General features: G+C 67.8%; 18 protein-coding genes, 1 pseudogene and 1 riboswitch. Of the genes and pseudogenes, 9 read left to right on the top strand and 10 right to left on the bottom strand.

Features of this window, described 5'->3' with window-relative positions:
* The first annotated feature begins 44 nt into the window (after positions 1-44).
* The 4 genes from IV113_RS00095 to IV113_RS00080 all read left to right on the top strand — a co-directional run bounded on the left by IV113_RS00095 (position 45) and on the right by IV113_RS00080 (position 10,902).
* The gene (locus IV113_RS00095) at positions 45-8,594 is read left to right on the top strand and encodes a glucoamylase family protein (RefSeq protein ID WP_291079728.1); all 8,550 of its coding nucleotides are present in this window, start codon (positions 45-47) and stop codon (positions 8,592-8,594) included.
* A 116-nt stretch (positions 8,595-8,710) separates the two neighbouring features.
* A complete protein-coding gene (locus IV113_RS00090) occupies positions 8,711-9,430 on the top strand; it encodes a Crp/Fnr family transcriptional regulator (RefSeq protein ID WP_291079601.1) in 720 nt (239 codons plus the stop codon).
* 147 nt (positions 9,431-9,577) lie between these two features.
* Positions 9,578-10,279: a Crp/Fnr family transcriptional regulator gene (locus IV113_RS00085; protein ID WP_291079599.1), complete on the top strand. Its 702-nt coding sequence runs from the start codon at positions 9,578-9,580 to the stop codon at positions 10,277-10,279.
* A 74-nt stretch (positions 10,280-10,353) separates the two neighbouring features.
* A complete protein-coding gene (locus tag IV113_RS00080; RefSeq protein ID WP_291079596.1) occupies positions 10,354-10,902 on the top strand; it encodes a ferritin-like domain-containing protein in 549 nt (182 codons plus the stop codon).
* Between the two features lie 141 nt (positions 10,903-11,043).
* Here IV113_RS00080 and IV113_RS00075 read toward each other — a convergent pair whose 3' ends face one another.
* The 3 genes from IV113_RS00075 to IV113_RS00065 all read right to left on the bottom strand — a co-directional run bounded on the left by IV113_RS00075 (position 11,044) and on the right by IV113_RS00065 (position 13,506).
* On the bottom strand, positions 11,044-12,060 hold the full coding sequence (locus tag IV113_RS00075) for a hypothetical protein (protein WP_291079594.1): 1,017 nt from the start codon (positions 12,058-12,060) through the stop codon (positions 11,044-11,046).
* Between the two features lie 133 nt (positions 12,061-12,193).
* Entirely contained in the window at positions 12,194-13,063 is an 870-nt protein-coding gene (locus IV113_RS00070) for a PIG-L deacetylase family protein (RefSeq protein WP_291079591.1), read from the bottom strand.
* A gap of 188 nt (positions 13,064-13,251) precedes the next feature.
* Positions 13,252-13,506, bottom strand: coding sequence for a CsbD family protein (locus IV113_RS00065; protein WP_291079589.1), 255 nt, complete (start codon positions 13,504-13,506; stop codon positions 13,252-13,254).
* A 173-nt stretch (positions 13,507-13,679) separates the two neighbouring features.
* Here IV113_RS00065 and IV113_RS00060 point away from each other — a divergent pair, with 173 nt between their 5' ends.
* The 3 genes from IV113_RS00060 to IV113_RS00050 all read left to right on the top strand — a co-directional run bounded on the left by IV113_RS00060 (position 13,680) and on the right by IV113_RS00050 (position 16,468).
* Positions 13,680-14,108: a DUF4398 domain-containing protein gene (locus IV113_RS00060; protein ID WP_291079588.1), complete on the top strand. Its 429-nt coding sequence runs from the start codon at positions 13,680-13,682 to the stop codon at positions 14,106-14,108.
* Between the two features lie 25 nt (positions 14,109-14,133).
* Positions 14,134-15,024, top strand: a complete 891-nt coding sequence (locus IV113_RS00055) for an OmpA family protein (RefSeq protein WP_291079586.1) — start codon at positions 14,134-14,136, stop codon at positions 15,022-15,024.
* Positions 15,025-15,166: 142 nt separating this feature from the next.
* Positions 15,167-16,468, top strand: a complete 1,302-nt coding sequence (locus IV113_RS00050; protein ID WP_291079584.1) for a cation:proton antiporter — start codon at positions 15,167-15,169, stop codon at positions 16,466-16,468.
* On the opposite strand, the gene IV113_RS00045 is transcribed toward IV113_RS00050, so the two are convergent.
* Genes IV113_RS00045 through IV113_RS00030 form a run of 4 tightly spaced genes read right to left on the bottom strand, consistent with a single transcriptional unit; the run spans position 16,465 to position 19,517 of the window.
* The gene (locus IV113_RS00045) at positions 16,465-17,409 is read right to left on the bottom strand and encodes a thiamine phosphate synthase (protein ID WP_291079582.1); all 945 of its coding nucleotides are present in this window, start codon (positions 17,407-17,409) and stop codon (positions 16,465-16,467) included. The genes IV113_RS00050 and IV113_RS00045 overlap by 4 nt on opposite strands.
* Positions 17,406-18,212, bottom strand: coding sequence for a thiazole synthase (locus IV113_RS00040; RefSeq protein WP_291079726.1), 807 nt, complete (start codon positions 18,210-18,212; stop codon positions 17,406-17,408). Before IV113_RS00040 ends, IV113_RS00045 begins: the two co-directional genes overlap by 4 nt.
* Positions 18,213-18,220: 8 nt before the next feature.
* Positions 18,221-18,418 carry a sulfur carrier protein ThiS gene (gene thiS, locus IV113_RS00035; RefSeq protein ID WP_291079580.1) on the bottom strand — a complete coding sequence of 66 codons (198 nt, stop codon included), beginning with the start codon at positions 18,416-18,418 and terminating at the stop codon, positions 18,221-18,223.
* A 10-nt stretch (positions 18,419-18,428) separates the two neighbouring features.
* Entirely contained in the window at positions 18,429-19,517 is a 1,089-nt protein-coding gene (locus tag IV113_RS00030) for an FAD-dependent oxidoreductase (RefSeq protein ID WP_291079578.1), read from the bottom strand.
* Between the two features lie 32 nt (positions 19,518-19,549).
* Here IV113_RS00030 and thiD point away from each other — a divergent pair, with 32 nt between their 5' ends.
* A complete protein-coding gene (gene thiD, locus IV113_RS00025; RefSeq protein ID WP_291079576.1) occupies positions 19,550-20,401 on the top strand; it encodes a bifunctional hydroxymethylpyrimidine kinase/phosphomethylpyrimidine kinase in 852 nt (283 codons plus the stop codon).
* Positions 20,402-20,421: 20 nt separating this feature from the next.
* On the opposite strand, the gene IV113_RS00020 is transcribed toward thiD, so the two are convergent.
* The 3 genes from IV113_RS00020 to IV113_RS00010 all read right to left on the bottom strand — a co-directional run bounded on the left by IV113_RS00020 (position 20,422) and on the right by IV113_RS00010 (position 23,614).
* Positions 20,422-21,738 carry a cytosine permease gene (locus tag IV113_RS00020; RefSeq protein WP_291079574.1) on the bottom strand — a complete coding sequence of 439 codons (1,317 nt, stop codon included), beginning with the start codon at positions 21,736-21,738 and terminating at the stop codon, positions 20,422-20,424.
* A 71-nt stretch (positions 21,739-21,809) separates the two neighbouring features.
* A riboswitch (TPP riboswitch) is annotated at positions 21,810-21,919 on the bottom strand.
* Between the two features lie 104 nt (positions 21,920-22,023).
* Positions 22,024-23,301 (bottom strand): FAD/NAD(P)-binding oxidoreductase, encoded by a 1,278-nt coding sequence (locus IV113_RS00015; RefSeq protein WP_291079572.1) that lies wholly within the window; start codon positions 23,299-23,301, stop codon positions 22,024-22,026.
* A 10-nt stretch (positions 23,302-23,311) separates the two neighbouring features.
* Entirely contained in the window at positions 23,312-23,614 is a 303-nt protein-coding gene (locus IV113_RS00010) for a c-type cytochrome (protein ID WP_291079570.1), read from the bottom strand.
* Positions 23,615-23,838: 224 nt separating this feature from the next.
* Here IV113_RS00010 and IV113_RS00005 point away from each other — a divergent pair.
* Positions 23,839-24,211, top strand: a pseudogene (locus IV113_RS00005) (sulfite dehydrogenase); the annotation flags it as partial.

The raw sequence follows: 24,211 nt of genomic DNA, 5'->3' as shown, positions 1-24,211 counted from the left end.
AACAACCCGGTCAAGACGACTGGGTCCCGCCGTCCGTGCGGCGCATGCTGGACGCCGCGCTCGGTCCTGCGCTGGAGCCCATCCGGTCTGAAATCTTTGGCCTGGCGCGTTTCGAGCAGCACGGCCGCAGCCTGGCCGAGTCGCACCATGCCGCGCGTGCGTTGTTTGGCAGTGCCAGTTTCTACCCGCGCCTGCAAAGCAACATCAAGAGCCTTCGCTCGTCGTACGAGCACATCGCCAGCCACGCCCACAGCGGGCAGGACATCAGCCCCGGCGCCGAATGGCTGTTCGACAACTTTCACCTGATCGAAGACCAGCTGCGCGAGATCCACGAAGGTCTGCCCGCGCGCTACTACCGCACGCTGCCGGTGCTGCAGGACGCACCGCTGCAGGGTCTGCCGCGCATCTACAGCATCGCCTGGGCGTATGTGGCGCACACCGACGGCGCGTTCGATGAAACGCTGCTCACCCACTTTCTCAATGCCTACCAGGAGGTGCAAGAGCTCAGCCACGGCGAACTCTGGGCGTTGCCCACCACGCTGCGGGTGGTGCAGGTGGAAAACCTGCGCCGTCTTGCCGATCGCATTGCCAGCCACAAGGCCGCGCGTGAACTCGCCGGCCTGATCGCGCACCGCATCGAAGACCTGGAGCTTGACACCATTCAGGCGCTCCACGACATGGCCGGGCGGCGCGGCGTGAGCCGCGTGTTCCTGTTTCATCTGGCGCAAAACCTGGCCGGTCATCGCCCACCCACAGGCGATGTGTTTCTCAACCAGGTGCGTCCCTGGTTGCAGGAGACCGTGCCCGATCTCGCGGCACTGCAGGCGCAGCACCATGCCGATCAAGCGGCCGACCACCTGAGTGTGGGCAACGCCGTCACGTCGCTGCGGCTCATCGGCGCGGCCGACTGGCCCGGCATCGTGGCACGCACCAGCCGGGTGATGCAGGTCATGCTCGCCTCTCCCGTGTTCGCCGCCGAGGACGACGCCACGCGCAGCACCACGCTGCACCGCATCGAGCGCATGGCCGTGCAGAGCCAGCGCAGCGAAACCGACGTGGCCCAGGCACTGCTCGGGCTGATGGATGACAGCGGTCACCGCTCTCTCGCGGGGCATTGGCTGGCGGGTGGTGGCCGGGCCGCGCTGGAGCAGCGGCTGGGCCTCAGCCGCCGCGGCACGGGGTGGGGGCGGCTGGTGGTGCGCACCGCGCGCGTGCCGACTTACCTCACCGTCATGCTGGCCGGCTCGCTGGGGGTGGTGGCCGCGGTGTATGCGATAGCCGGCGTCCCGATCGATGGCTGGACGGGCCATGCCATCGCTGCACTGGTGCTGCTGCTCATGGTGTTCCCGGCGTCGGAGACGGTGGTGGCGGTGGTGAACCGGCTCATCACCGAATCGGCGCGGCCCGCGCACCTGCCGCGCTACCTGCTGGCCGAGGGCATACCGCAGCATGCTCGCGTGATGGTGGTGATTCCAGCGCTGCTGGGCAGCCCGGCCGCGGTGGCGCCCCTGGTGCACCGCCTGCATCTCCACTTTCTGGCCAACCCCGAAACCCACGCGCAATTTGCGCTGCTCAGCGACTTTGCCGACGCCGACAGCCCGCACCTGCCGGGTGACGAAGCCATCCTCGCCGAGGCGGTGGCCCAACTCTCGGCACTCAATGACAACCACCCGGTGAGTGAAGGAGAAGCGCCGCGCTTCCTGTTGCTGCACCGGGACCGCAGGTTGAGCACCACCCAGGGCCGCTGGATCGGCTGGGAGCGCAAGCGCGGCAAGCTCGAACACCTGGCCGCAGCGCTGGTGAGCGGGGAACCAGGCCCCTTCATGGCGCTGGGCAAGCTCTCGCGCATGGCGCAAGGCACGCGATACCTGTTCACGCTGGACAGCGACACGCAGCTGCCACCGGGCCGCCTGCGCGCGCTGGTGGGTGTGGCCGAGCACCCCGACAACCAGCCCCGCCTGGACGCCAGCGGCCGGCGCGTGGTGCAGGGTTACGGCATCCTGCAGCCCCGCGTGGTGCCGCCGTTGCCCGACACCTCGATCACCTCGCCATGGCAGTGGATCACCGCCGGCCAGCGTGGACTCGACCCCTACAGCGCCATGAGCTCCGACGTCTACCAGGACGTGTTCGGCGAAGGCAGCTTCACCGGCAAGGGCCTGCTGCACGTGGCCACCATGCACGCGGTGCTCGGGGAGCGTCTGCCCGAGGACCGGGTGCTCAGCCACGACCTGCTCGAAGGCGCGCTGGCGCGTTGCGCGGTGGTGACCGACATCACCCTCATCGAGCCCGACCCGGAGCACGCCGACGTGGCGGCCTCGCGCCTGCACCGCTGGACCCGAGGCGACTGGCAACTGCTGCCCTTCCTGCTGCAGGCGCGTCGCTGGCAACTCTCGCCCATCAACCGCCTCAAGCTGCTGGACAACCTGCGCCGCTCGCTGGTGACGCCGGCGTCGTTGCTGCTGCTGTTGCTCGCCATGTGGGGTGTGGGCCTGAGCCTGGGCGCGGCGCTGTGGCTGGCGGTGGCCGCGCAGGCCGCAGCACCGGTGCTGGGTGCGTTCGCTGCTCTGGTGCCCCACCGCGCCAGCTTTGTGGGCGAGCGCTTTGCCCGTGCGGTGGCGGCAGACGGGCTGCGCGCGTTGCTTGGCGGGGTGTGGCACATCGTGCAGTTGTTGCAGCAGGCGCTGCGCGCGACCGACGCCGTGCTGCGCACCAGCTGGCGCATGGCGGTCTCCCGGCGCCAACTGTTGGCCTGGACCACCGCCGACGCGGCGAGCGCGGCGCTGCGCCCGGGCCTGCGGCCCTCGCTCAGGCGCCATGCGCTGGAGCCCGCGGTGGCCTTGCCATTGCTCGCATTGCTCTGGTGGAGCAGTCCACAGCCCCCGGCGCTCGCGGTGACCCTGCTGGTGCTGTGGGCGCTCGCGCCGGTGATCTCCTGGCTGGCCCACCAGCCCTGGCCCGGCAGCGGGCCGAAGCCGCTCAACGCTGCCGACCGCGCACTGCTTGACGATCTGGCGCGCGACACCTGGCGCTTGTTCGAGCGCTGTGTCGATGCGCGCAACCACTTTCTGCCGCCCGACAACCTGCAGATACTGCCGTTCGACATGGTGGCCCACCGCACCTCGCCCACCAACATCGGCCTGTACCTGTTGAGCACCTCGTGTGCGCGCGAACTCGGATGGATCGGCACACAGGACCTGCTGCAGCGCATGGAGGCCACGCTGGCCAGCCTGCAGCAGATGGAGCGCCACCGGGGCCACTTTCTCAACTGGTACGCCACCGAGACCTTGCAGCCGCTGCTGCCGCGCTACGTGTCCACCGTGGACAGCGGCAACCTCAGCGTGCATCTGCTCGCCGTGGCCCAGGCCTGCCGCCAGCTGGCGCGCGACCCCCACGCCACGCAGGCCACGGCGCAGGCGGTGCAGCGCAGCCAGGAGCGGCTGGCATCCGCGCAGCAGCACCACCAACCCTGGCTGGAAACCGCCCTGCAGCAACCCTTGCACGAGACCGCGCTCGGCCAGGTGCTGCAGACACCGCTGCCCGACCCGCTCGATGCCGAGGCCAGCGCGGCGTTCGCGGGCCTGCTGGACGCCGCCGCGCTGGAACTTGAACGCATCCCCCATCCACGTCCGGACCCGGGAGCCGTGGGTTCGGGCGTGGGCGACGAGATCGCGCGCGACCACGACAGCCTGCACGCGCTGATGGGGGACCACCTCACCACGCTGCGCTCGGTCAGCCTGGACCGCAGCGCCGCCGCCGAGGGCGGAGGGCCGCGCGCCACGCGCCGCCTGCTCGAACTGGCGCAGGAGCTGGAACAGCTGGCCTGGGCGCCGGAATTCGGTTTTCTGTACCACCGCAAGCGCCACCTGTTGCACATCGGGTTCCGGCTCGACGACCAGGCGCTGGACGCATCGTTCTACGACCTGCTGGCCTCCGAGTCGCGCAGCACCAGCCTCCTGGCCATCGCCAAGGGCGATGTGCCCGTGAAGCACTGGGCCTCGCTCGGCCGTCCGCTGTTTGCCAACGGGCGGCACGCGGTGCTGCGTTCGTGGTCGGGCTCGATGTTCGAGTACCTCATGCCCACGCTGCTCATGACCGAGCCACACGGCAGCGTGCTGCGCGAGGCCGGTTCCTCGGCGCTCATGGAGCAGATCGCTCATGCACAAGGCAAGTCCATGCCGTGGGGCATGTCGGAGAGTGCCTATGCCGGGCGCGATCACACGCTGGCTTACCAGTACGCGCCACAGGGCGTGCCCCGGCTGGCGTTGCGCCGCACACCGCTGGCCGAGCAGGTGATCGCACCCTATGCCACCGCGCTGGCCACGCTGGTCAATCCACGCCTGGCCTGCCAGAACATGAGCCACCTGGCCAGCCTGTCGGCGCGCGGACGATACGGGTTCATTGAAGCGCTCGATTTCACCGCCGCGCGCCAGACGCAGGGCGGCACCTGCACGCCGGTGGGCACCTACATGGCCCACCACCAGGGCATGACCATCGTGGCGCTGACCAACGTGCTGCGCGGGGGCGTGGCGCAGCGCTGGGGCATGGCGCACCCGAACCTGGAGGCGGTGTCTTCGCTGCTGCACGAACGTGCGCCGCGCGCCCTGTCTGCCCTGGTGCACCAGCCGTTGCCCAACCTGCCGCTGAAAGCCCTGCAGCGCCGCTCGCAGGACCATGTGCGCTCGGTGGTGCCCGGTGCACAGGCACTGGAGCCCACGCACCTGCTCTCCAACGGGCGCTACAGCGTGAGCCTGTGCGCCAACGGCGCGGGCTGGAGCCAGTGGGGTGCCACCGGCATCACGCGCCGGCGTGACGATGCCTTGCGCGATGCCTGCGGCAGCTTCGTGTACGTGCGCCTGGATCACAGCGAGCCGCCGGTGTCGGTGAGCAGCCATCCGGCCCCCGACCCGGCCGCGCGCTACCAGAGCACCTTCCACACCGACCGCGTGGTGCTGGAGGCGCTGTGGCCCGAGCTGCGCGTGCAGACCACGGTGTGGGTGAGCCCCGAAGACGACATCGAACTCAAGCGCGTGGTGCTCGCCAACCGAAGCGACACGGTGATCGAACTCGAACTGATCTCCGCCTTTGACGTGACCCTGGCCCGCGCCGCGGCCGACGAAGCGCACCCCGCGTTCTCCAACTTCTTCGTCCAGGCCGACTGGCTGGCCGACCAGCAGGCCCTGCGCTTCGTGCGCACGCCACGGCTGCAGACCGAGAGCACCCTGCAAGCCGCGCACTTTGTGGCCGACGTGAAGGGCGAGGTCACGGGCTTGCGCTGCCAGACCGACCGCGGCCAGTGGCTCGGCCGCAACCACAGCACCGACCAGCCACTGGCGCGCATGGAGGCCGTGCCCCCCACTTCGCAAGCGCTGGAAACCGGGCTGGACCCGGTGGCGGCGATCGGGGTGATGCTGCGGCTGCAACCCGGCGCACAGACCTGCGTGACCTTTGCCACCGCCGCCAGCGACAACGCCGCGCAGCTGCTGGCCATCGTCGACAAGTACCGCCAGCCCAGCTCGGTGGAGCGTGCCTCGGTGATGTCGGCCACGCTGGCAAGCATCCAGCTGGCACCCGGGCGGCCCCGCATGGATTACTTGCCCGCGTTCCAGACGCTCACCACCGCGCTCCTGATGACGCTGCCCAAGGTGGATCTGCCGGTGCAGGACGCCAGGAGCCGCCGCGTGTGCGACCGCCGCTCGCTGTGGCCGCTCAGCATCTCGGGCGACCGGCCGGTGGTGCTGGTGAGCGCGGGGTCACCGCAAGGCCTGGGACTGCTGCGCAGCGTGGTGCAGGCGCTGCGCGAGTGGTCGCGCGCCGGTGTGGCCTGCGATGTGGTGGTGGTGAGCAACGAGCCACATTCGTACCAGATGCCGCTGCAACGCGAGCTGGCCTTGCTGCACGAACAATTGCATGCGCACCCCCTGGAGGGCAACGTCGGTGGCCTGCACCTGCTGCGCACCGATGCGCTCACCGCCGTGCAGCTCTCCACGCTGGATGCGCTGGCGCGCATCCACCTGCGGGCCGACGGACGCAGCTGGACCCAGCAGATCAAGAGCTGGAGCGAGCGCTTTGATGCCGCGCAGGAGCCCCTGCGCACCGGCCCCTCCAGCGAGCGCCTGGTCACCCACACCATGGCCACCGATGGCGAGCCGCCGGTGGGCGGGTTCGAAGCCGGTGGCCGGCGTTTTGCCTTTCAGGTCTCGCGCGCGCAGCGCCCGCCACGACCGTGGACCAACGTGCTGGCCAATCCCGATTTCGGCACCATCGTGACGGAGAGCGGGGGCGGCAACACCTGGGCCGGCAACAGCCGCCTCAACCAGCTCACCGCGTGGGGCAACGACCCGGTGGCCGACACGCCGGCCGAGTGGTTCCTCCTGCAAGACCGCCGCACCCATGCGACGTGGAGCCTGGCACCGTCGGCCTGGGGCGATGCCGACGCGAATTACCGCGTGGTGCATGCGCAGGGCCGCACCACCATCAGCCACCAGCGTGGTGATCTGGATGTCGCGGTGCACTGGAGCGTGGACCCCGACACCGCGGTGAAGCAGGTGCGCATCGAGATCGTCAACCGGGGTCGCCAGATGGCGCACCTGCGCACCGTGGCCATGGTGGAGTGGCTGATGGGCGAGAAGCGCAGCGACCGCGCCACGCTGCACACGGGCCGCTGCCTGGCCGACGAGCCCATCGGTCTGGTGGGGCTCATGTGCACCCAGACCGAAGCCGCCGCGGGCTGGGGCGGTGGCACGGCCTTTCTGGTGGAAGCCCTGGCCACGCCGGGCGGCGCCGAGGGCCTGGACTGGACCTGCGACCGCGCCGCGTTTTTCGATGCACAGGGCCAGCTGCGCTTGCCGCAGCGGCTCGGGCAGCGCAAGGGCGACGGGCTGGACCCGTGCGCCGCGCTGTCGCGTCCGGTGACGGTGCGCCCCGGTGCGACGCTGGAGCAGGTGTACCTGCTGGGCTTCGCCGAGTCGCCCGCCGCCGCGCACGAACTCGCGTTGCGCGCCATGAAGCGGGTGCCGATCGAGCGCGAGGAGGCTGCCAGGGCGCATTGGGACAAGCTGCTGGGCGCCACCACGGTCGCCACGCCCGACCCGCTGTTCGACGCCATGACCAACCGCTGGCTGCTCTACCAGACCCTGTCGTCCCGGCTGTGGGCCAAGGCGGGCTTCTACCAGGCCGGTGGCGCCACCGGGTACCGCGACCAGCTGCAGGACACGATGGCACTCACCTGGGCCGCGCCACGCCTGCTGCGCGATCAGATCGTTCTGTGTGCATCGCGCCAGTTTTCAGCGGGCGACGTGCAGCACTGGTGGCATTCCCCGGGGGGCGCCGGCGTGCGCACGCATTTCTCCGACGACCTGCTGTGGCTGCCTTTCGCCTGCTCGCACTACCTGAAGGCCACGGGTGATGCCGCCGTGCTGGACGAGCACGTGGCCTTCCTCGAAGACCTGATCATTCCACCCGGTGCCGAGGACGCCTACGACACGCCCCGCGTGAGCGCGGTCACCGCCAGCGTGTACGAGCACGCCGCGCGCACCATCGACCACAGCCTGCCGGTGGGCAAGCACGGGCTGCCCCTCATGGGCACGGGCGACTGGAACGACGGCATGAACCGGGTTGGCCACGAAGGCCGGGGCGAATCGGTGTGGGTGGCGTGGTTCCTGTGCGCCGTGGTGCGCGACTGGATCCCGCTGGCGCGCGAGCGCGGCGAGCACGAGCGCGCCGCGCGCTGGGAAGCCGCACTGCACGGCTGGGGCCACGCCCTGGAGACCAACGCCTGGGACGGTAACTGGTACCGGCGCGCCTTCTTCGACGATGGCAGTGCGCTCGGCTCGCACACGCAGCCCGAGGCCCGCATCGACCTGATCGCCCAGGCCTGGTCGGTGCTGAGTGGTCATGCACCGCTGAACCACCAGCGCCTTGCGATGGAAGCCGCGGAGGCGCAACTGGTCAACGCCGACGCGGGTCTCATCCAGTTGCTCACGCCACCGCTGGCCCATGCCGAGCCCAGCGCCGGCTACATCCAGGCTTACCCACCGGGTGTGCGCGAAAACGGTGGCCAGTACAGCCATGCGGGTGTGTGGGGACTCATGGCCATGGCCGCCCTGGCCGTGCGGGAACCCGCGGGCTCGGAGACCCGAGACGCGCCCTACCGCTACTTCACCTACCTGAGCCCGGCGCACCGGGCCAGCAACGCCGTGTGGGGCCCCGCCTACGGACTGGAACCCTACGCCATGGCGGCCGATGTCTACAGCCAGCCACCGTATGTGGGCCGGGGCGGCTGGAGTTGGTACACGGGCGCTGCGGGCTGGCTGCACCGCGCGGCCATCGAGTCGATCATGGGTCTGCGGATGACGGCCCATGACCTGTGCTTCAACCCCTGTCTGCCCGCCCACTGGCCACGGGCCGAAATGACGCTGGTGCGCGATGGCCGGACGATGCGGTTTGTGCTGGTGCGCCAGGACATCGCCGCCGCGCAGGCCGCCTGGGACGGCAAGGGCGTCGGCTTCCTGGCCGTGGGTGAACGCCTCAACCTGGCCTCGCTTGCGCCGCACACCGTGTTCGTGATTCCGATGGACGGAGACGCCATGGGGTAAAAATTTATATGTACGGTTACGAACAGACAGGCGGTCGTATTCATGCGATGCTTGAAGGAATAAAACCTATTGCTGAGCCGCGTCCTGCGTCAACAGCCACCCCAGGGGAAAGCCACTTGATCGAACCCGACCACCCGCGTCAGAACCAGTTGTTGGCCTCGTTGCCAGACGCAGAATGGCTTCGCTGGCAGCCTCAGCTTGAGTTGGTCGATCTTCCGCTGGGCAAGGTGCTCTACGAGTCCGGCGCGCAGATGGGGTTCGTGTATTTCCCAACCAATGCCATCGTCTCGCTGCTCTACGTGCTGGAGAACGGCTCGTCGGCGGAGATTGCGGTGGTGGGCCATGAGGGCGTGGTGGGCATCGCCATCTTCATGGGCGGTGGCTCCACACCGAACCGTGCCGTGGTGCAGAGCGCGGGCATGGGCTACCGCCTGCGCTCAGACGCCATCAAGACCGAGTTCGAGCGTTCCAGCCCGGTCATGCACCTGATGCTGCGCTACACGCAAGCGCTCATCACGCAGATGAGCCAGACCGCCGTGTGCAACCGCCACCACTCGCTGGATCAGCAGCTGTGCCGCTGGCTGCTGCTCAGCCTGGACCGCCTGCCTGGCAACGAACTGGTGATGACGCAGGAGCTGATCGCCAACATGCTGGGTGTGCGACGTGAGGGCGTCACCGAAGCGGCGCTCAAGCTGCAGGCCGCCGGCCTGATCCGCTACGCGCGCGGTCATATCGCGGTGCTGGACCGCCCGGGTCTGGAGCACCGCACCTGCGAGTGTTATCGCGTGGTGAAGAAGGAATACGACCGCCTCCTGCCCGACCTTGAGGCGGTCTGATTCGACTTGTTGGGGCTTGTGTACGGTGGGAGACGGTGCACGCAGTCAGATAGGTCCATATTGATTCAGGGATTGCCGGGCAACGTGCCTCGCAACCCGCATGAGTTCGCCCTGGGAGGGGTTTCGCTTGTGTACCAGGCGAACGCCATGAACTCCTCCGAAAACCACCTGATCGAACTGCTTCCCAAACCGGTTCGGAAACGCTTTCTGGCGTTGTGCGAGCCGTTCGAACTGGTGCTCTCTGCCGAGCTCAGCGTGCGCGGCGCGCAACTGAGCCACGCCTACTTCCCACGCTCGGGTTTCATCTCGCTGGTGATCGACATCGACAGCCACCCGCCACTGGAGGTGGGCATGGTCGGGCGCGAGGCCATGCTCGGATCCGAACTGGTGCTGGGCGAGGCCAAGACGCCCTGGCGAGCGCTGGTGCAGGGTGCGGGCAGTTGCTGGCGCATCGAAGCCCAGGTTTTCCGCAAGGCCATGGAAGAGATGCCCGCCTTGGAGAACCTGTTGCAGCGCACCTTGATGATCCGGCTGCACCAGCAATCGCTCGCCTCGGCCTGCGAACGATTCCATCCCATCGGCCAGCGGCTGGCGCGCTGGCTGCTCATGAGCCAGGACCGCGCCCAGGCAGACCACTTTCACGTCACGCAGGAATTCATCTCATTGATGCTGGGCGTGCGCCGTGTGGGCGTGACCAAGGCCGCGAGCGACTTCCAGAAGGACGGCCTCATCGAGTACCGCCGTGGTGAGCTCAAGGTGCTTGATCGGCTGGGGCTGGAGACCGAATCGTGCAGCTGCTACGAGGCCGACAAATTGCTGCACAGCGAACTCATGACCATGAAGGCCTAGCGCCGAACAGAAGGAAACCCCCCATGAACAGCACCTTCGCGCCCCGCGCGAACCCCACCCGATCGGAGAACACCATGAACGAACCTTTGAAGCCCCTGGACATCCCGCAGCTGCGCATCAGCGCACGCCAGCGCATGGAAGAAGGCGCCGTCACGGCCGGCTACAGTGCCGATCTCCCGGAAGTCATCGCCATGCTCAACGATGCACTGGCCACCGAACTCGTGTGCGTGCTGCGCTACCGCCGGCACCATTTCATGGCCAGCGGCATCCACTCGCACGCCACGGCGGCCGAGTTTCTCGTGCACTCCAAGGAAGAGCAGGGCCACGCCGATCAGCTGGCTGAGCGCATCGTGCAGCTCGGGGGAGAGCCCGATTTTTCGCCCGATTCACTCTCCAAGCGCAGCCACGCCGAGTACGTGGAAGGTGCCACGCTGACCGAGATGATTCGCGAGAACCTGGTGGCCGAGCGGATCGCCATCGACAGTTACCGCCACGCGATCGAGTCGCTCGGCAACGATGACCCGACCACGCGCCGCTTGCTTGAATCCATCCTCGCGGTGGAAGAAGAACACGCCGACGAGCTGGCCGATCTGCTGACGCAGGTGCCGGGCAAGACCGGCTGACGCCGACAAGCCCGTCACGGAGGCTCAGATCCCGATCACGTGAAGAGCGCGATCAGAATGATGATCGGGATCGGGATACCCAGAAAAAGCAGAAGTAGTGAACGCATGGCGGGCTTTCTGTGTTGGGGTTGAGAGGTGTTTTCAAGCGTCGCGTTGACGACCGCCGAAGGTGGCCGCGAGGCTGGCAAAGAAGGCGCCGATCAGCAGCGACACGAAGAGCCAGAGCGCAGCGGAGGCTGAGGCTTTGCGCGCGGCGTCCGCTGCGGCCCGCGCGTCGGTTTCTGCTTCGCGCACCTGGGACTGCGCCCGCGCATAGGTGTCGGTGACCCGCTTCTGTGCATCAGCTTGTGACAGGCCGGTGCGCTGCGCGACCAGTTGACCCACATGGCGCGCGTCGTCTTCCGGCAAGGGCTTGGACAGGTCGTTGAACATCAGGATGCGGCCGATCTCCGCGACATCACGTTCATGGCTGCCGTCGTTGCTCACAGCGGTGCTGGTGGTGGTGCTCGCGGGCATGCCGGCGGTGGACGAGGAAGTGGTCGTCGTCTCCGGACTGGTCGAAGCAGAGGACGCAGCCGCGCCAGCCTCGCGACGGAACAGCGTGTCCACGAAGTAGCCCATGGGATCCCCTTCGCTTTCCTGCACCACGCCTGCCGTGGCGGCGGTGGCCGCGCCGGCCGCACCACCCGCAACCGTTGCACCGGCCTGGATGCCGCCGCCCACGATGGACCCAATGACCGAGGTGAGCAACGCGGCGATGGCCAGGGACGACACAGCCCAGGCCAGGAAGCCGTGCGCGGTGTCGCGGAAATAGACCTCGTCGGCATGCACTTCCGTCCATTTGGTGCGCAAGCGGCCCGCGAGGTAGCCGCCCATGGCGGAGGCCAGCAGCTGCGTCACCGTCAACCACACGATGGTGGAGACGCCGAGGGTCGTGGCGCCGATGCCGTCATACGCCCAGGGCGACACCGACGACAAGCCCAGGCCGACGCCGAGGATGAGAAGGATCAACGACAGCGCCGCCGCCGCTGCGGCGCCTGCGACGATGGCGCCCCAGGAAACCGCGCTGGCGTTGCGCGTCGATCGTTCAACAAGACCGCCGCTGGTTGCGCGCGCATGGTGCGCTTCTTCAGCGCTCAATGTGTCGGGGTATGCCATGTTCACTCCTGTTCTCGACGAGCCAACCCATGCCGGAGGATCCGGTACGGGGCGTCGTTCGTGGTGGGAGCAACCGTAAAGCTTGCGTGGTGGTGGGTCTGTTCGGTCACGAACGTTGCTCACCGAACAGGGTTCATACGAAGAAGTACTCGGTGCGCCAGGCCGCTCGCTCCACGATGGCGTGTCCCAGCACGGCGCCGAGGTCAAGGTTTCGCGGGCTGAGTTGCGAACGGTGGGCCGCCAGGGCGGCTTGTTTCTGTGAGCCATCCGCAGCACTCAAGGGCAGGCCACGCAGTCGAAGCCAGGGAACGTGGTCATCGCCCGGTGTTGCCCAATGCCACATCCACACCGGTGCGGCGAGATACGCGCAGCCGAGGGTGGCGCAGGCCCGGCGGGTCATGTGTCCGGTGGCATCGTGATCGGGGTGCCCGTCGTTTTCCCAGGTGCTCACCACCACGTCGTTCGGCTGCAGCAGTGTCATCAGCCGCTCGAGCAAGAGGGTCCCCAGTTGCTGGACGTGGCCGTCCTCCAGCCCCAGAGCCAGCACTCTGGGTTGCGACAGACCCAGCAAACGCAGTCCCTGCCGCCGCTCGTTGCGTCGAACGTAGGCCAGGTCTTCGCGGTTGAATGGTGTTCCTTCATGGCTGGCCTCGCCGTCCGTGACGGCCACGATCAGCACACGGCCCCCTTGCGCCACATGCGTGGCTATGAGACCCCCGCAGGCCAGTATCTCGTCGTTGGGGTGGGGCGCGACGACCACCAGGCGGGCGTGAGCTGGCAGCCAGTCCCGCACGGACAACTCGTGACAGCGCAGCCCGGCCAGCCAGCGCCGCCATGTGAGTTCGCAGGTGGCCTCGCCACGGAGCAGCGCGGGCAGATCCACTGCGCCCACGATGGACTCCCTGGCAACATCCAGTCGCTCACCCGGAGACGCTGGCACCGCGCGCAGGAACATTGCGATGGCGGCCTCTTCGTTGTTGGCAGGGGCGACGAGGGCCAGCATGGAGAACTCCCGGTGCCGGTCACAGCAGCACGCGAGGGCCATTCAATCGACGAGAGGGTGGGCGGTCTGTTCGGTGTCGAACGGTTGGCCCTGTTGATTCAACCGGACGCAAATCGTTGCGACCGGTTGAAAGGGCGGGGGCCGGGTTGGCCCCCCGGCTCCCGCATTGCGCGGGAGCTTTCAAGTCATCAGCGACGCTGCTTTTGCGCGTGTTCGGCGTCGGTCGAGATGTTCAGCCACGAGTCGTCAGCGCTGGTCTCCCAGGCTTTCAGCTGCTCTTCGGCTTCGTCCTTGGCAATGCCGTAGCGTTCCTGGATCTTGCCGGCGAGCTGATCGCGGTGGCCTGCCACCTGCGTCAGGTCGTCGTCGGTGAGCTTGCCCCACTGCTGCTTGGCGCGGCCGGTGAGTTGTTTCCAGTTGCCTTGAATGGTGTCCCAGTTCATGTGATGTCCTTTCGTTGGGGCGGCGTCAACGAGCACGGATGTGCAGGCCGCCTGGTGGGTTTTTAGGCGTCACAACGCCCGGGGTCTGTGCGCCAAAGCACCGACGCGAAGAGGGCGTGCCCCTCATGCTTGGTTCGTCGGCCTCTGTGGCCCATGACCTGAAAGAAACCGCCATGAACAATGCACTCGCGCCACGCGCACTCACCTTGCCTGCAACGTCTCGTTACCACGTGGCGCGTCTGCTGAGCCTCACCGCCGTCACGGCGCTGGCCTTGATGCTGATGGCCTGCGCCACGAAGATTGCGGCACCCACACAGGAGCTGGCTTTGTCGCGTGCTGCGATCGAGGCGGCCACGCGGGCCGGTGCGGCCGAACTCGCGCCCACCGAGCTCAACATCGCTCGCCAGAAGCAGGCCATGGCCGACACCGCGATGACGCAGGAGCAGTACGACCGTGCGCTGCTGCTGTCCAACGAAGTGCAGGTGGATGCGCGTCTGGCCGAGGCCAAGGCCCGCAGCAACCGGGCCGACAGGGCCGCCAGCGAGTTGCGCGAAGATGGCCGCGTTCTGCGCCAGGAAATCGACCGCACGGCTCCCCGATAACAACACCAACAACCCAGGACACGCCATGAAAACCACCCACCGTTTTGCGCTTTCCCTCACCGCTCTGGCCATCGTGGCCGGCTGCAGCACCACACCGGTGTCCAACGTCCGGCTTGACCAGGCGCGCGAGGACTTCCGCACCGTGCAAGCCGACCCACGTTCACAAAATCAGGCCCCCGTCGAGTTGCGCCAGGCCGCCGATGCATTGAACGCCGCCAACATGGCGTCGAACAATCGGGAAGACGAAGCGCGGGTGAATCACCTGGCTTACGTGGCCTCGCAGCGCGCGTTCATCGTCCGCGAGACGGTGAACTTCAAGACCGCCGAGCTCAGCGTGGCCAACGCCGGTGCCGCGCGCACCGCCGCCCAGCTGCAGGCGCGAACGCAAGAGGCCGAGGCCGCCCAGCGCGCTGCCGCAGAAGCGCAGCGTTCGGCAGGCGCTGCCCGCACCGACGCGGCGGAGGCCCAGCGCCAGGCCGCCCTGGCGATGGAGCGCAACCGCCTGCTGGAAGCGCGCATGGCCGAACTCAATGCCAAGCAGACGCCACGCGGTGTGGTGATCACCCTGGGTGATGTGCTGTTCGATGTGGACCGCTCTGCCCTCAAACCCGCAGGCATGCGCATGGTGGACCAGCTGGCCGAAGTGCTCAAGACCGATCCGCAACGCACCGTGCTGGTGGAAGGCTTCACCGACAGCACGGGTGCCGATGCCTACAACCAGACGCTGTCCACCGAGCGCGCCGATGCGGTGCGGGTTGCCCTGCTGCGCCAGGGCATTGCGTCCAACCGCGTGGCCTCGCGCGGTTACGGCAAGGCCAACCCGGTGGGTTCGAACGACACCGCCGCCGGTCGTCAGATGAACCGCCGTGTGGAGATCGTGCTGTCCGACGACAGTGGTCAGATCAAGGCGCGCTGAGTTGTTCTTCACGCCGTCGGATTGAAGAACGCCATGAAGCCGCTCGATATCTCACTGCAGCGCATGAGCGCCTGCGAAACATCGGACCGCACCCTGGCTTGATCCGCGCCGGGCGCGCGGTGCGCAGCATGGAGGTGGTCTCATGAGCATTGCACAGTGGTTCGTCCTCGTTGGCGCCCTGCTGCTCGTGATGGGTGTGGCGTCGACGGTGCTCAAGCGCGTGCCGGTCACCCCGGCGATGCTCTACCTCGGGGTCGGCCTGATCATGGGGCCCACCGTGCTGGACGCCTTCAGTTTCAATCCGTTGAAACAGTCCGCGGTTCTCGAGGTGCTGACCGAAGTGGCGGTGCTGATCTCGCTGTTTTCTGCCGGCGTGAAGATGCCCGTGCCGTTCAGCTTTCGACAGTGGCGTGCGCCACTGTTGCTGGCCACTGTGTCCATGGTGCTCACGGTGGGCCTGGTGGCGACGTTCGGCGTGTGGGCATTGGGTTTGCCGCTGGGCGCGGCCATCCTGCTGGGCGCCATCGTGGCGCCCACCGATCCGGTGCTGGCCACCGAAGTGCAAAGCCGCCATCCCGGAGACCGGGATCAATTGCGTTTCACGCTCACCTGCGAAGGCGGTCTCAACGACGGCTCGGCGTTTCCCTTCGTGATGCTGGGCCTGGGGCTGCTGGGTCTGCACAACCTTGGCGAGAGCGGCCTTCAGTGGGTGCTGGTGGATGTGGTGTGGGCCACGGTCGGTGGCATCGCCATCGGTGTGTTGTCGGGCGTGGCGCTGGCGCGCGTGGGCCGGTGGTTGCGCGGTGCACCACAGCGCCATGAATTGCTGGACGAATTTCTGGGTCTGGGTTTCATCGGTGTCGTCTATGGCGTGAGCGTGTGGCTGCACGCCTGGGGTTTTCTGGCGGTGTTCTTCGGGGCTGTTGCGCTGCGCCAGACCGAAATGCGACTCGCCCGTCGGGCTCAGGTCGCATCCGTTGCCGAGGCGCCGGTGTCAGTGGCTGCCGTGCCGTCGGCTGCAGCGGGTGGTGAGGCAACTTCCACCGTGAGCCAGGGAGCGCTGGTGTTCAAGGAGCATCTGGAGCGGCTGTCCGAACTCGTGCTGGTGCTCTTGCTGGGTGGTGCGCTGTACCGCGACTCGTGGAACTGGGCGGCGGTGGGTCTGGCGCTGTTTCTGTTCTTCGTGGCGCGCCCGTTGAGTGTGTATATCGGCTTGCTGGGCATGCGCACCATCGCCCCCGTGCGCGGCATGACCGCCTGGTTCGGCGTGCGCGGCATCGGTTCGCTCTACTACCTGATGTACGCCATCCAGCACGGGTTGCCCGAGGCCCTGGCGCTGCAGCTGATCCAGTTCACGCTGATCGTGGTGGTGCTGTCCATCCTGCTGCACGGCGTGACGGTGAAGCCGATGATGAAAGGCGTGTGGCGGCGCGGGCGGGCTTAGGCCGTGGTCTTGAGCGCTGCGTTCCAGGCCGACACTTCGGCCTCCAGGTCCGCCGCGCCCATGAGCGCGCGCACCACACCCACCGACCCCACGCCACTGGCCAGCACCGCGGGCAATGAAGCCTTGTCGATACCGCCGATGGCCACGCGCGGGTAGTCGCGCAGCATCGTCGAATACACGCCCAGCCGGCCCGTGCCTTGTGGCGCGGTGGCCATCTGCTTGAGCGTGGTGGGGAACACCGCGCCCATGGCGATGTAGCTCGGGCTGTGCTGGTCGGCGATCAGCATCTCGGCGTAGCCGTGCGTGCTCAGACCCAGGCGCAGGCCGGCGTCCTTGATGGCCTTCAGGCCGGTGGGCGTCATGACCTGCAGGTCTTCCTGGCCCAGGTGCACGCCGTAAGCACCGGCCTCGATGGCGAGCTGCCAGTGGTCGTTGATGAACAGGCGCGCGCCCGTGCCCTTAACGCCGGCGACCGCGGCGAATACTTCAGCACGCACGGCGGCCGCATCGCCGGATTTGAAACGCAACTGCACGGTGGGCACGCCGGCACGGGCCATACGGATGGTCCACGCCGCGTCGGGCATCACTGCGTAGAGGCCGAGCGCTGCCGGGCAGGGTGCAAACGCGTTCCGGCGCGGCCACGGGGTCAGACCGAAATCGACCGGTTCGGTGGGCCACTGCTCGGGGTGAAATTCTCCCGTGCGCAGGGATTGGCGGGACCACGCCTGCGCCAGGCACAGCGCATCGGCCGGCACGAAGCCCAACCCGTGACCCGCCAGCAGGGCGGCGGCAAACACCATGTCGTCCACGTCGCCCTTGAGGGGCTGCGCTTGTGGCGGCAAGGGCAAGCCCAGCGTGGACTGGTGGGCCTGGACGATGGACTGCGCCATCGCCTGCACGTTCATGGCCACATTCAGGCCAGGGTTGCGGGTGACGATCATGGGTGGTGCCAGAAAGGGGTGCCGAGCACCGGGGTGCTGGGTTGGGCGCTGTCTTGTTGCTGCATGGCGCCCGAGCGGTAGGCGGCGCGCCCGGCGCGCACCGCGTCGGCAAACGCGCCGGCCATGTCCACCGGCGACTGCGCCAGCGCCACGGCGGTGTTGAGCAGCACGGCATCAAAGCCCCACTCCATCACGGTGCAGGCGTGCGAGGGCAGGCCCAGGCCGGCGTCCACGATCAGCGGCACCTTCAGGCGCTCGCGCAGCAGGCGCATGGCGTAGGGGTTCACCGGGCCACGGCCGGTGCCGATGGGCGCGGCCCAGGGCATCACGGCCTGGCAGCCCACGTCGACGAGGCGCTGGCACAGCACCAGGTCTTCGGTGCAGTAGGGCAGCACCTTGAAGCCGTCGTTGATCAGCTGGCGCGCGCAGTCCACCAGATTGAGCGTGTCGGGCTGCAGGCTGTAGTCGTCGCCGATGAGCTCGAGCTTGATCCACGGCGTGTTGAACACCTCGCGCGCCATCTGCGCGGTGGTGATGACTTCTTGCGCGCTGTGGCAACCGGCGGTGTTGGGCAGCACCGGCACGGCCAGCTCCTGCAGCAGTTTCCAGAACGCCGCGCCGGCCTCGGGCTGCACCGCGCCCTGGCGCCGCAGCGAAGCGGTGAGCATGGCGGGCTGTGCGCGCTTCACTGCGGCTTCGAGCGTGGCAGGCGATGGGTAGCGCGAGGTGCCCAGCATCAGGCGGCTCTGGAAGACCTCGCCGTAGAGGATCAGCGGGTCGTCGTTGGTCAGTGGGGTGGTCATGTCCATGTTCAGCCTCCGGTGATGGGAGCGATGATTTCGATGCGGTCGCCGTCAGCCAGCACGTGCTGCTCGTAGCGGGTGCGCGGCACGAACTGCAGGTTGACCGCAGCGGCGAACACGGCCGGTGGATCGCACACGCGCAGCGCATCGGCCAGCGTGGCGCCAGCGGGCAGTTCGCGGGTTTCCTGGTTGATGAAGACGTTCATGCGCAGAGGTTCAGCGGACAGTGATCTGGAGCGACAGGCCCCATTGTTCGGCCAGTGCTGAGTGTCCATTGTCCATCGCTTGCAGGGCGGCATCGAGCATGGCCGGGGCGATCAGGAAACCGTGGCGGTACAGGCCGTTGATCTGCATGCGGCGCGGTGCGCTCAGGCGGATCTCGGGCATGTTGTCGGGCAGGGTGGGGCGCAGCTGCACGCCGAGCTCGATGATGCGCGCTTCGCCAAAACCCGGATGCACGGTGTAGGCCGCGCTCAGCAGCTCCAGCGTGGAGCGCACGCTCGCCGGCGAGAGGTCGTCGGACTCGATTTCGGTGGCGCCGATGACGAACATGCCACCCGGCTTGGGCGCGATGTAGAGCGGGTAGCGCGGGTGCAGCAGACGCGTGGGACGCGACAGGCTCACGCCCGGCGCGTGCACACGCGCCACCTCGCCGCGCACACCGCGCAGTGTTTTCCATTGCGGCTGGGCCCCGAGGCCCCGGCAGTCGAACAGCCAGGCGTCCGGGCCGGGGTCCACTTCGTCGGGTGTGCGCGGGGTGTTCCAGTGCACCGTCACGCCCAGGGTCTGCATCTGGTGCGCGAGCGCGGCGAGCAGTTCGCGGTTGTCGAGCTGGCCCTCATGGGGCAGGTACAGGCCCTGCGCAAAACGGTGTGCCAGCGCGGGCTCCAGCTCGGTGAGTTCGGTGGCATCCATGCGCTGCGCCTGCGGCAGCGAGGGCAGGGCGGTCGCGGTGCGCGCGAGCTGCCCCGAAAAGCGCTCGGCCTCGGCCGTGTCCTGCCGGTGCCACAGCACCAGCGTGCCGCTTTGTTGAAAGAACACCGGCTGCTCCAGCGTGGCCAGCAGCTGCGGCCAGCGCGCCAGCGCGTGCTGGCCCATGCGCACCACCGGGAGCTCGGTCACGGCCGATTCGGCCAGCGGTGCGAGCATGGCCGCGGCCACGCGCGCGGCGGCGAGTTCGGCTTGCGGCCCCCCGGCATCGAACACCTCCACCCGGTGGCCGCGCTGCGCCAGTGAGCAGGCGAGCAGGCGGCCCATGAGGCCGGCGCCGAGCACGATCGCGGTGGAATTTTTTGCAATCGTCATGAATGTCCGAGGGCACTGCCACAATGCGCGCCATGTCTCATCAAGTTCACAGCGAGTCCCGGCGCTACACCCGCGTCCTGTCCATCGCCGGCTCCGACAGCGGTGGCGGCGCCGGCATCCAGGCCGATCTGAAGACCTTCGCGGCGCTGGGTTGTTATGGCATGACGGCGATCACCGCGCTGACCGCGCAGAACACGCTGGGCGTGAGCGCCATCCACGGCGTGCCGCCCGAGATGCTCAAGGCGCAGCTCTGCGCCGTGTTCGACGACATCGGTGTGGACGCGGTGAAGATCGGCATGCTGCACGCGCCGGACATCGTGCGCACGGTGGCCTGGGCCTTGAAGCATTACAAGGTGCAGCGCGTGGTGCTCGACCCGGTGATGGTGGCGACTTCCGGCGACCAGTTGATCACGCCGATGACCGTGCAGGTGCTGGTGGACGAGTTGTTCCCGCTGGCCACCGTGATCACCCCCAACCTGGACGAGGCCGCCTTGTTGCTCAGCCGCCCGATCGAGGCCGCGCACGAGCTGGAAGCCGCCGCGCGCGATCTGCTCGCCATGGGGGCGCCTGCCGTGCTGCTCAAGGGGGGGCATCTGCCGGGCGACGAGGTGGCCGACCTGCTGGTCACCGGCCCCGGCCCCGTGCAACGCCTCGCATCGCCGCGCATCGCCAGCCGCAACACGCACGGCACCGGCTGCACGCTCTCGTCGGCCATCGCGGCCTATCTCGCGCTCGGTGAGCCGCTGGAGCAGGCCGTGGCCAAGGCTCGCGCGTACATCCTGCAGGCCATCGAGCAGGGCGCCGATGTGTACACCGGCGCCGGCCACGGGCCTTTGAACCACGGTTACTCGCCCGTTGCCCTCAGAAAGAGCCCTCGGGTTTGACGCGCGGCGCGGCTTGAACATCAGGCCCGGGCCGGGGTGAGGCCACCGGCGTCGCGCGGCCGCGAGAGCGCGGCCAGCGTGAAGGTCAGGGCCAGGGTGGGCAGGGCCGAGCCGAACTGGGGTGCGAACTTGGCCAGCAGGTGGTAGCAGGCAATGCCCAGCACCCACAGCGCGGCAGCGCTCCAGTCCACCGAGCGGTTGGCGCCCAGCGCGGTGCCCGCGCCCAGGCGACCGAGGATCACGCCGTACAGCGGCACGAACACCGAGCTCAGCAACAGCAGGAAAGGCTCGATGGTGTGGATGGGCAGCAGCAGGGCGAACACCGTGCACACCGCGGCAAACGCCAGACCGGCACCCCGAATGCTCCAGCGCGGACGCAGGCTGTGCACCGAGACGGCGCCAGAGTGCGCGTCGCCATAGGCGTTGTCCATCTCGTCGAGCAGGATCAGACCGAGCGCGATCAGGCCACCCTGGGCCAGCAGCAAGGCCCCGACGAGGTTGGTGCCGGGCTCCACCGTGCTCACCACCATCACGCCCAGCGCGTAGCACCACATGTTGGCCAGCGCGTAGCCCAGCCAGGTGCCGCCCAAGGTGCTTGCCGTGCGTTTGCCATGGCGCGCGTAGTCGGCCACCAGCGGCAACCACGAGACCGGCATCGCGATCACGAGATCCATGGCCGAGAACAGGCCCATGCCGCCAGCACCCGGGCGGTTCCAGAAGGTCTCGAAGCCTTGCGCCTGCAGGCGCGTGCCGAACTGCCAGGTGAGCCAGACCAGCGAGGCGATCACCAGCGGCAGGCCGAAGCGGCTCACGAATTTGCGAACCAGCTTGAGCATGGAGCCGGCCATGAGCGCGATCAGCACACCGCCCCAGAGCAGCGTGACCAGCAGCTTGCCGGTGGTGCCGTCGAGTACGCCACCGGGCTCGCTGCCCAGCGCCTGCTTGAGGATGGCCACCGTGCCCTCCTGCATGATGACCAGCTCGAACGTGGTCCAGCCCACCAGCTGCGCGATGTTGAGCAGCACCGGCAGGCGCGCGAAGGCGCTGCCGTAGGTGGCGTGCATCAGGCCGGCGCTGGCCAGACCCGTCTGGCAACCCAGCCGTGCGGTCCAGGCCAGCAGGCCGGCACCGATGAGCGAGCCCAGCACGATGGCAATGAGTGCGTCCTGCGTGCCCACCGCCGGCACCAGGTAAGCGCCGATCTGCATGACCAGGAGGCCCGTGCCCAGGCTGAACCAGAGCGCGGCGTGTTCATGGAAATGGAAGACCCGATCGCCCTGCGGCACGGGGGTGAGGGCCAGGTTGGCCGGTGTGGAATGCGAATGGTCGGATGCCATCAATTTGCTCCATGCAATTTGAGGCAGGTGGGCTGGGCCGGAATCCCCTGCAGCGCGCGTCGGCGATGAAGAAAGGTATCGGCCTGCTTCCCTGCGCGAGGATTACCTCAGTCAGGTTCAAAGGGACTTTCTCAGTCGCGGCCGGGCGAAAAACCCGGGCGCAACACCCCTAGCGGATGTGTCTTGCGGCACGGGGTGGAGTATACGTTCGAGGTGCGTGGCGTGGCGCCCGGAAACGACAACGCCCCGGCGAACCGGGGCGTTTTTCAAGCGGAGTCGAAGGCTTCAGGCCAGCGAATCGGCCCAGATGTTGCGCGCCCAGGCCTTGGCGTAAGCGCCTTCGATCTCGCTGGCCGCGCCCGACAAGCCACCCGAGCCCGCCACTGCAACCATGGTCTTCTTCTCGGCGTCGTACTTGTGCACGCTGGCCACATGCACCACGTCCTTGGCGGTCACGAAGCTGTAGCAGGTGTTGGCGTAGAGCGGGTTGGCCGGTGGTTCCTTGCCCTGCAGCAGCGAGACCACGGCAGCCGCACAGGTCTTGCCGTGCTGGTTGGCCATGTGGCCCGACTTGGGCATGGCGGGCGCGATCTGGATCGCGTCGCCGAGCACGTGGATGTTTTTCTGCGCCTTCGATTCGAAGGTCAGGAAGTCCACCTCGCACCAGCGCGCGTTCGCCGTGGCCAGGCCGGTTTTCACCGCGATGTTGCCGGCGCGCATGTCGGGCAGCACGTTGGCCACGCCGGCCTTGAAGTCGTCGTTGAACTCGAACTTCAGCGTGTTGGTGGCGGCGTCCACGTCGACCAGCTTGTGCTTGGGCCGGTACTCGATCATGCCGGCGTAGTGGTCGGCCCAGGCCTTCATGAACAGGCCTTTCTTGGAGGTGATGTCATCGTTGGCGTCGAAGATCACGACCTTGCTTTTGGGCTTGGCCACCTTGAAGTAGCTCGCCACCATGCAGGCGCGCTCGTAGGGGCCGGGCGGGCAGCGGTAGGGCGCCAGCGGGATGCTGATGGCGTAGGTGCCGCCGTCGGGCAGGGCTTCGAGCTGTTGGCGCAAGGCGGCGGTCTGCGGGCCGGCCTTCCAGGCGTGCAGCACCTTGTCGGCCGCGCCGGGCTTGGCCAGGCCGGGCAGGGTGGGCATGAAGTCGATGCCGGGCGAAAGGATCAGTCGGTCGTAGGGCAGTTCGCCACCGCTGGCCAGCTTCACTGTGCGCTTCACGGGGTCGATGCTGTCCACCATGTCGCGCACGACCTTGATGCCGTGGCGTTTGCTCAGGTTGTCGTAGGGGGTGGTGATCTCGGCCATGGTCGAGTGACCACCGACCACGAGGTTGGACATCGGGCAGGAGACGAAGGCCGCGTTGGGCTCGATCAGCGTGACGTCGATGCTGTTGCCCGAGAACAGGCGCACGTATTTGGCGGCGGTGGCGCCACCAAATCCACCGCCCACCACGACCACCTTGGCGCCACTGCCACCGGTGGTGGCGCAGCCGCTCATGAGGCCCATGCCGGCCAGTGCGGAACCCGCGCCGATGCTTTGTACGAATTGACGACGTTTCATGGTGGGCTCCTCAGGGTTTCTGGGCGGCGAAGTAACCAGCGATCTGGCCCAGCTGCTCGTCGGTGTAACCCTTGGAGATCTGGTGCATGAGCGTGGCGGGACGGGTGCCGGCCTTGAATTCGAGCAGGATCTTCTGCAGCTCGGTCTGGCTGCGTCCGGCCAATGCGGCCATGCCGGGCTGGGCGCGTCCGTCGGTGCCGTGGCAGCTTGCGCAGGCAGCGGCCCACACGCGGATCTGGTTGACCTGGGCTTGCGCCCCGACCGCCGAGGCGCACAGCACGCCGGCTGCCAGCCATTTCATTGAATTCCCCATCGTCGTCTCCAGAGGGTTGAAGGAAGTTGCATCCAAAAATGTAGCAGCCACTTGAAACACAACGGGTTTTGGGTGTGGTCGTGGGCGTGAAAGCATCGTAACGGCGGGCGTTTTCAGGCGCCGCCATGGAAACCCTGCTGGGGTTTTTACCTATCCAAATATCAGCAAACACTCATATAGTTGCATTGACCCTGCGGCCCGACCGCCCGAGAAGGAAAATTTCCATGCCGCCCCACCTGAATGACGTGATCGGACGCGTGCTGCCCGCACCCGAAAACCACCTGAGCGCCGAGAAGCTCGAGCTCGCCCGCAAGGCGCGCCGCAGCTTCATGGGACGGGCCCTGGCGATGGGCGCGGGCGTGGCGGCGAGCAACGCAGGGGCCACGCGCGCGGTGGCCGCCGAGGGCGAAGAGGCGATCCTGAAACTGCCAGCGCACACCACGGGCCTGGGCCAGTCGGTGGCCACGCAGGGCTATGGCTCGCCCAGCCAGTGGGAAGGCAACCTGCAACGTCGCCAGAGCCCGGGCCTCACGCGGGTGCCGCAGGCCTCGGTGAGCTTCACGCCGCTGCAAGGGCTGTTCGGCATCATCACGCCCA

It is taken from the genome of Hydrogenophaga sp. (genome assembly GCF_018780385.1).
Lineage (GTDB): Bacteria > Pseudomonadota > Gammaproteobacteria > Burkholderiales > Burkholderiaceae_C > Hydrogenophaga.
The sequence above is the reverse complement of the archived record's forward strand: the minus strand, read 5'-3'. Positions and strand labels throughout refer to the sequence as shown.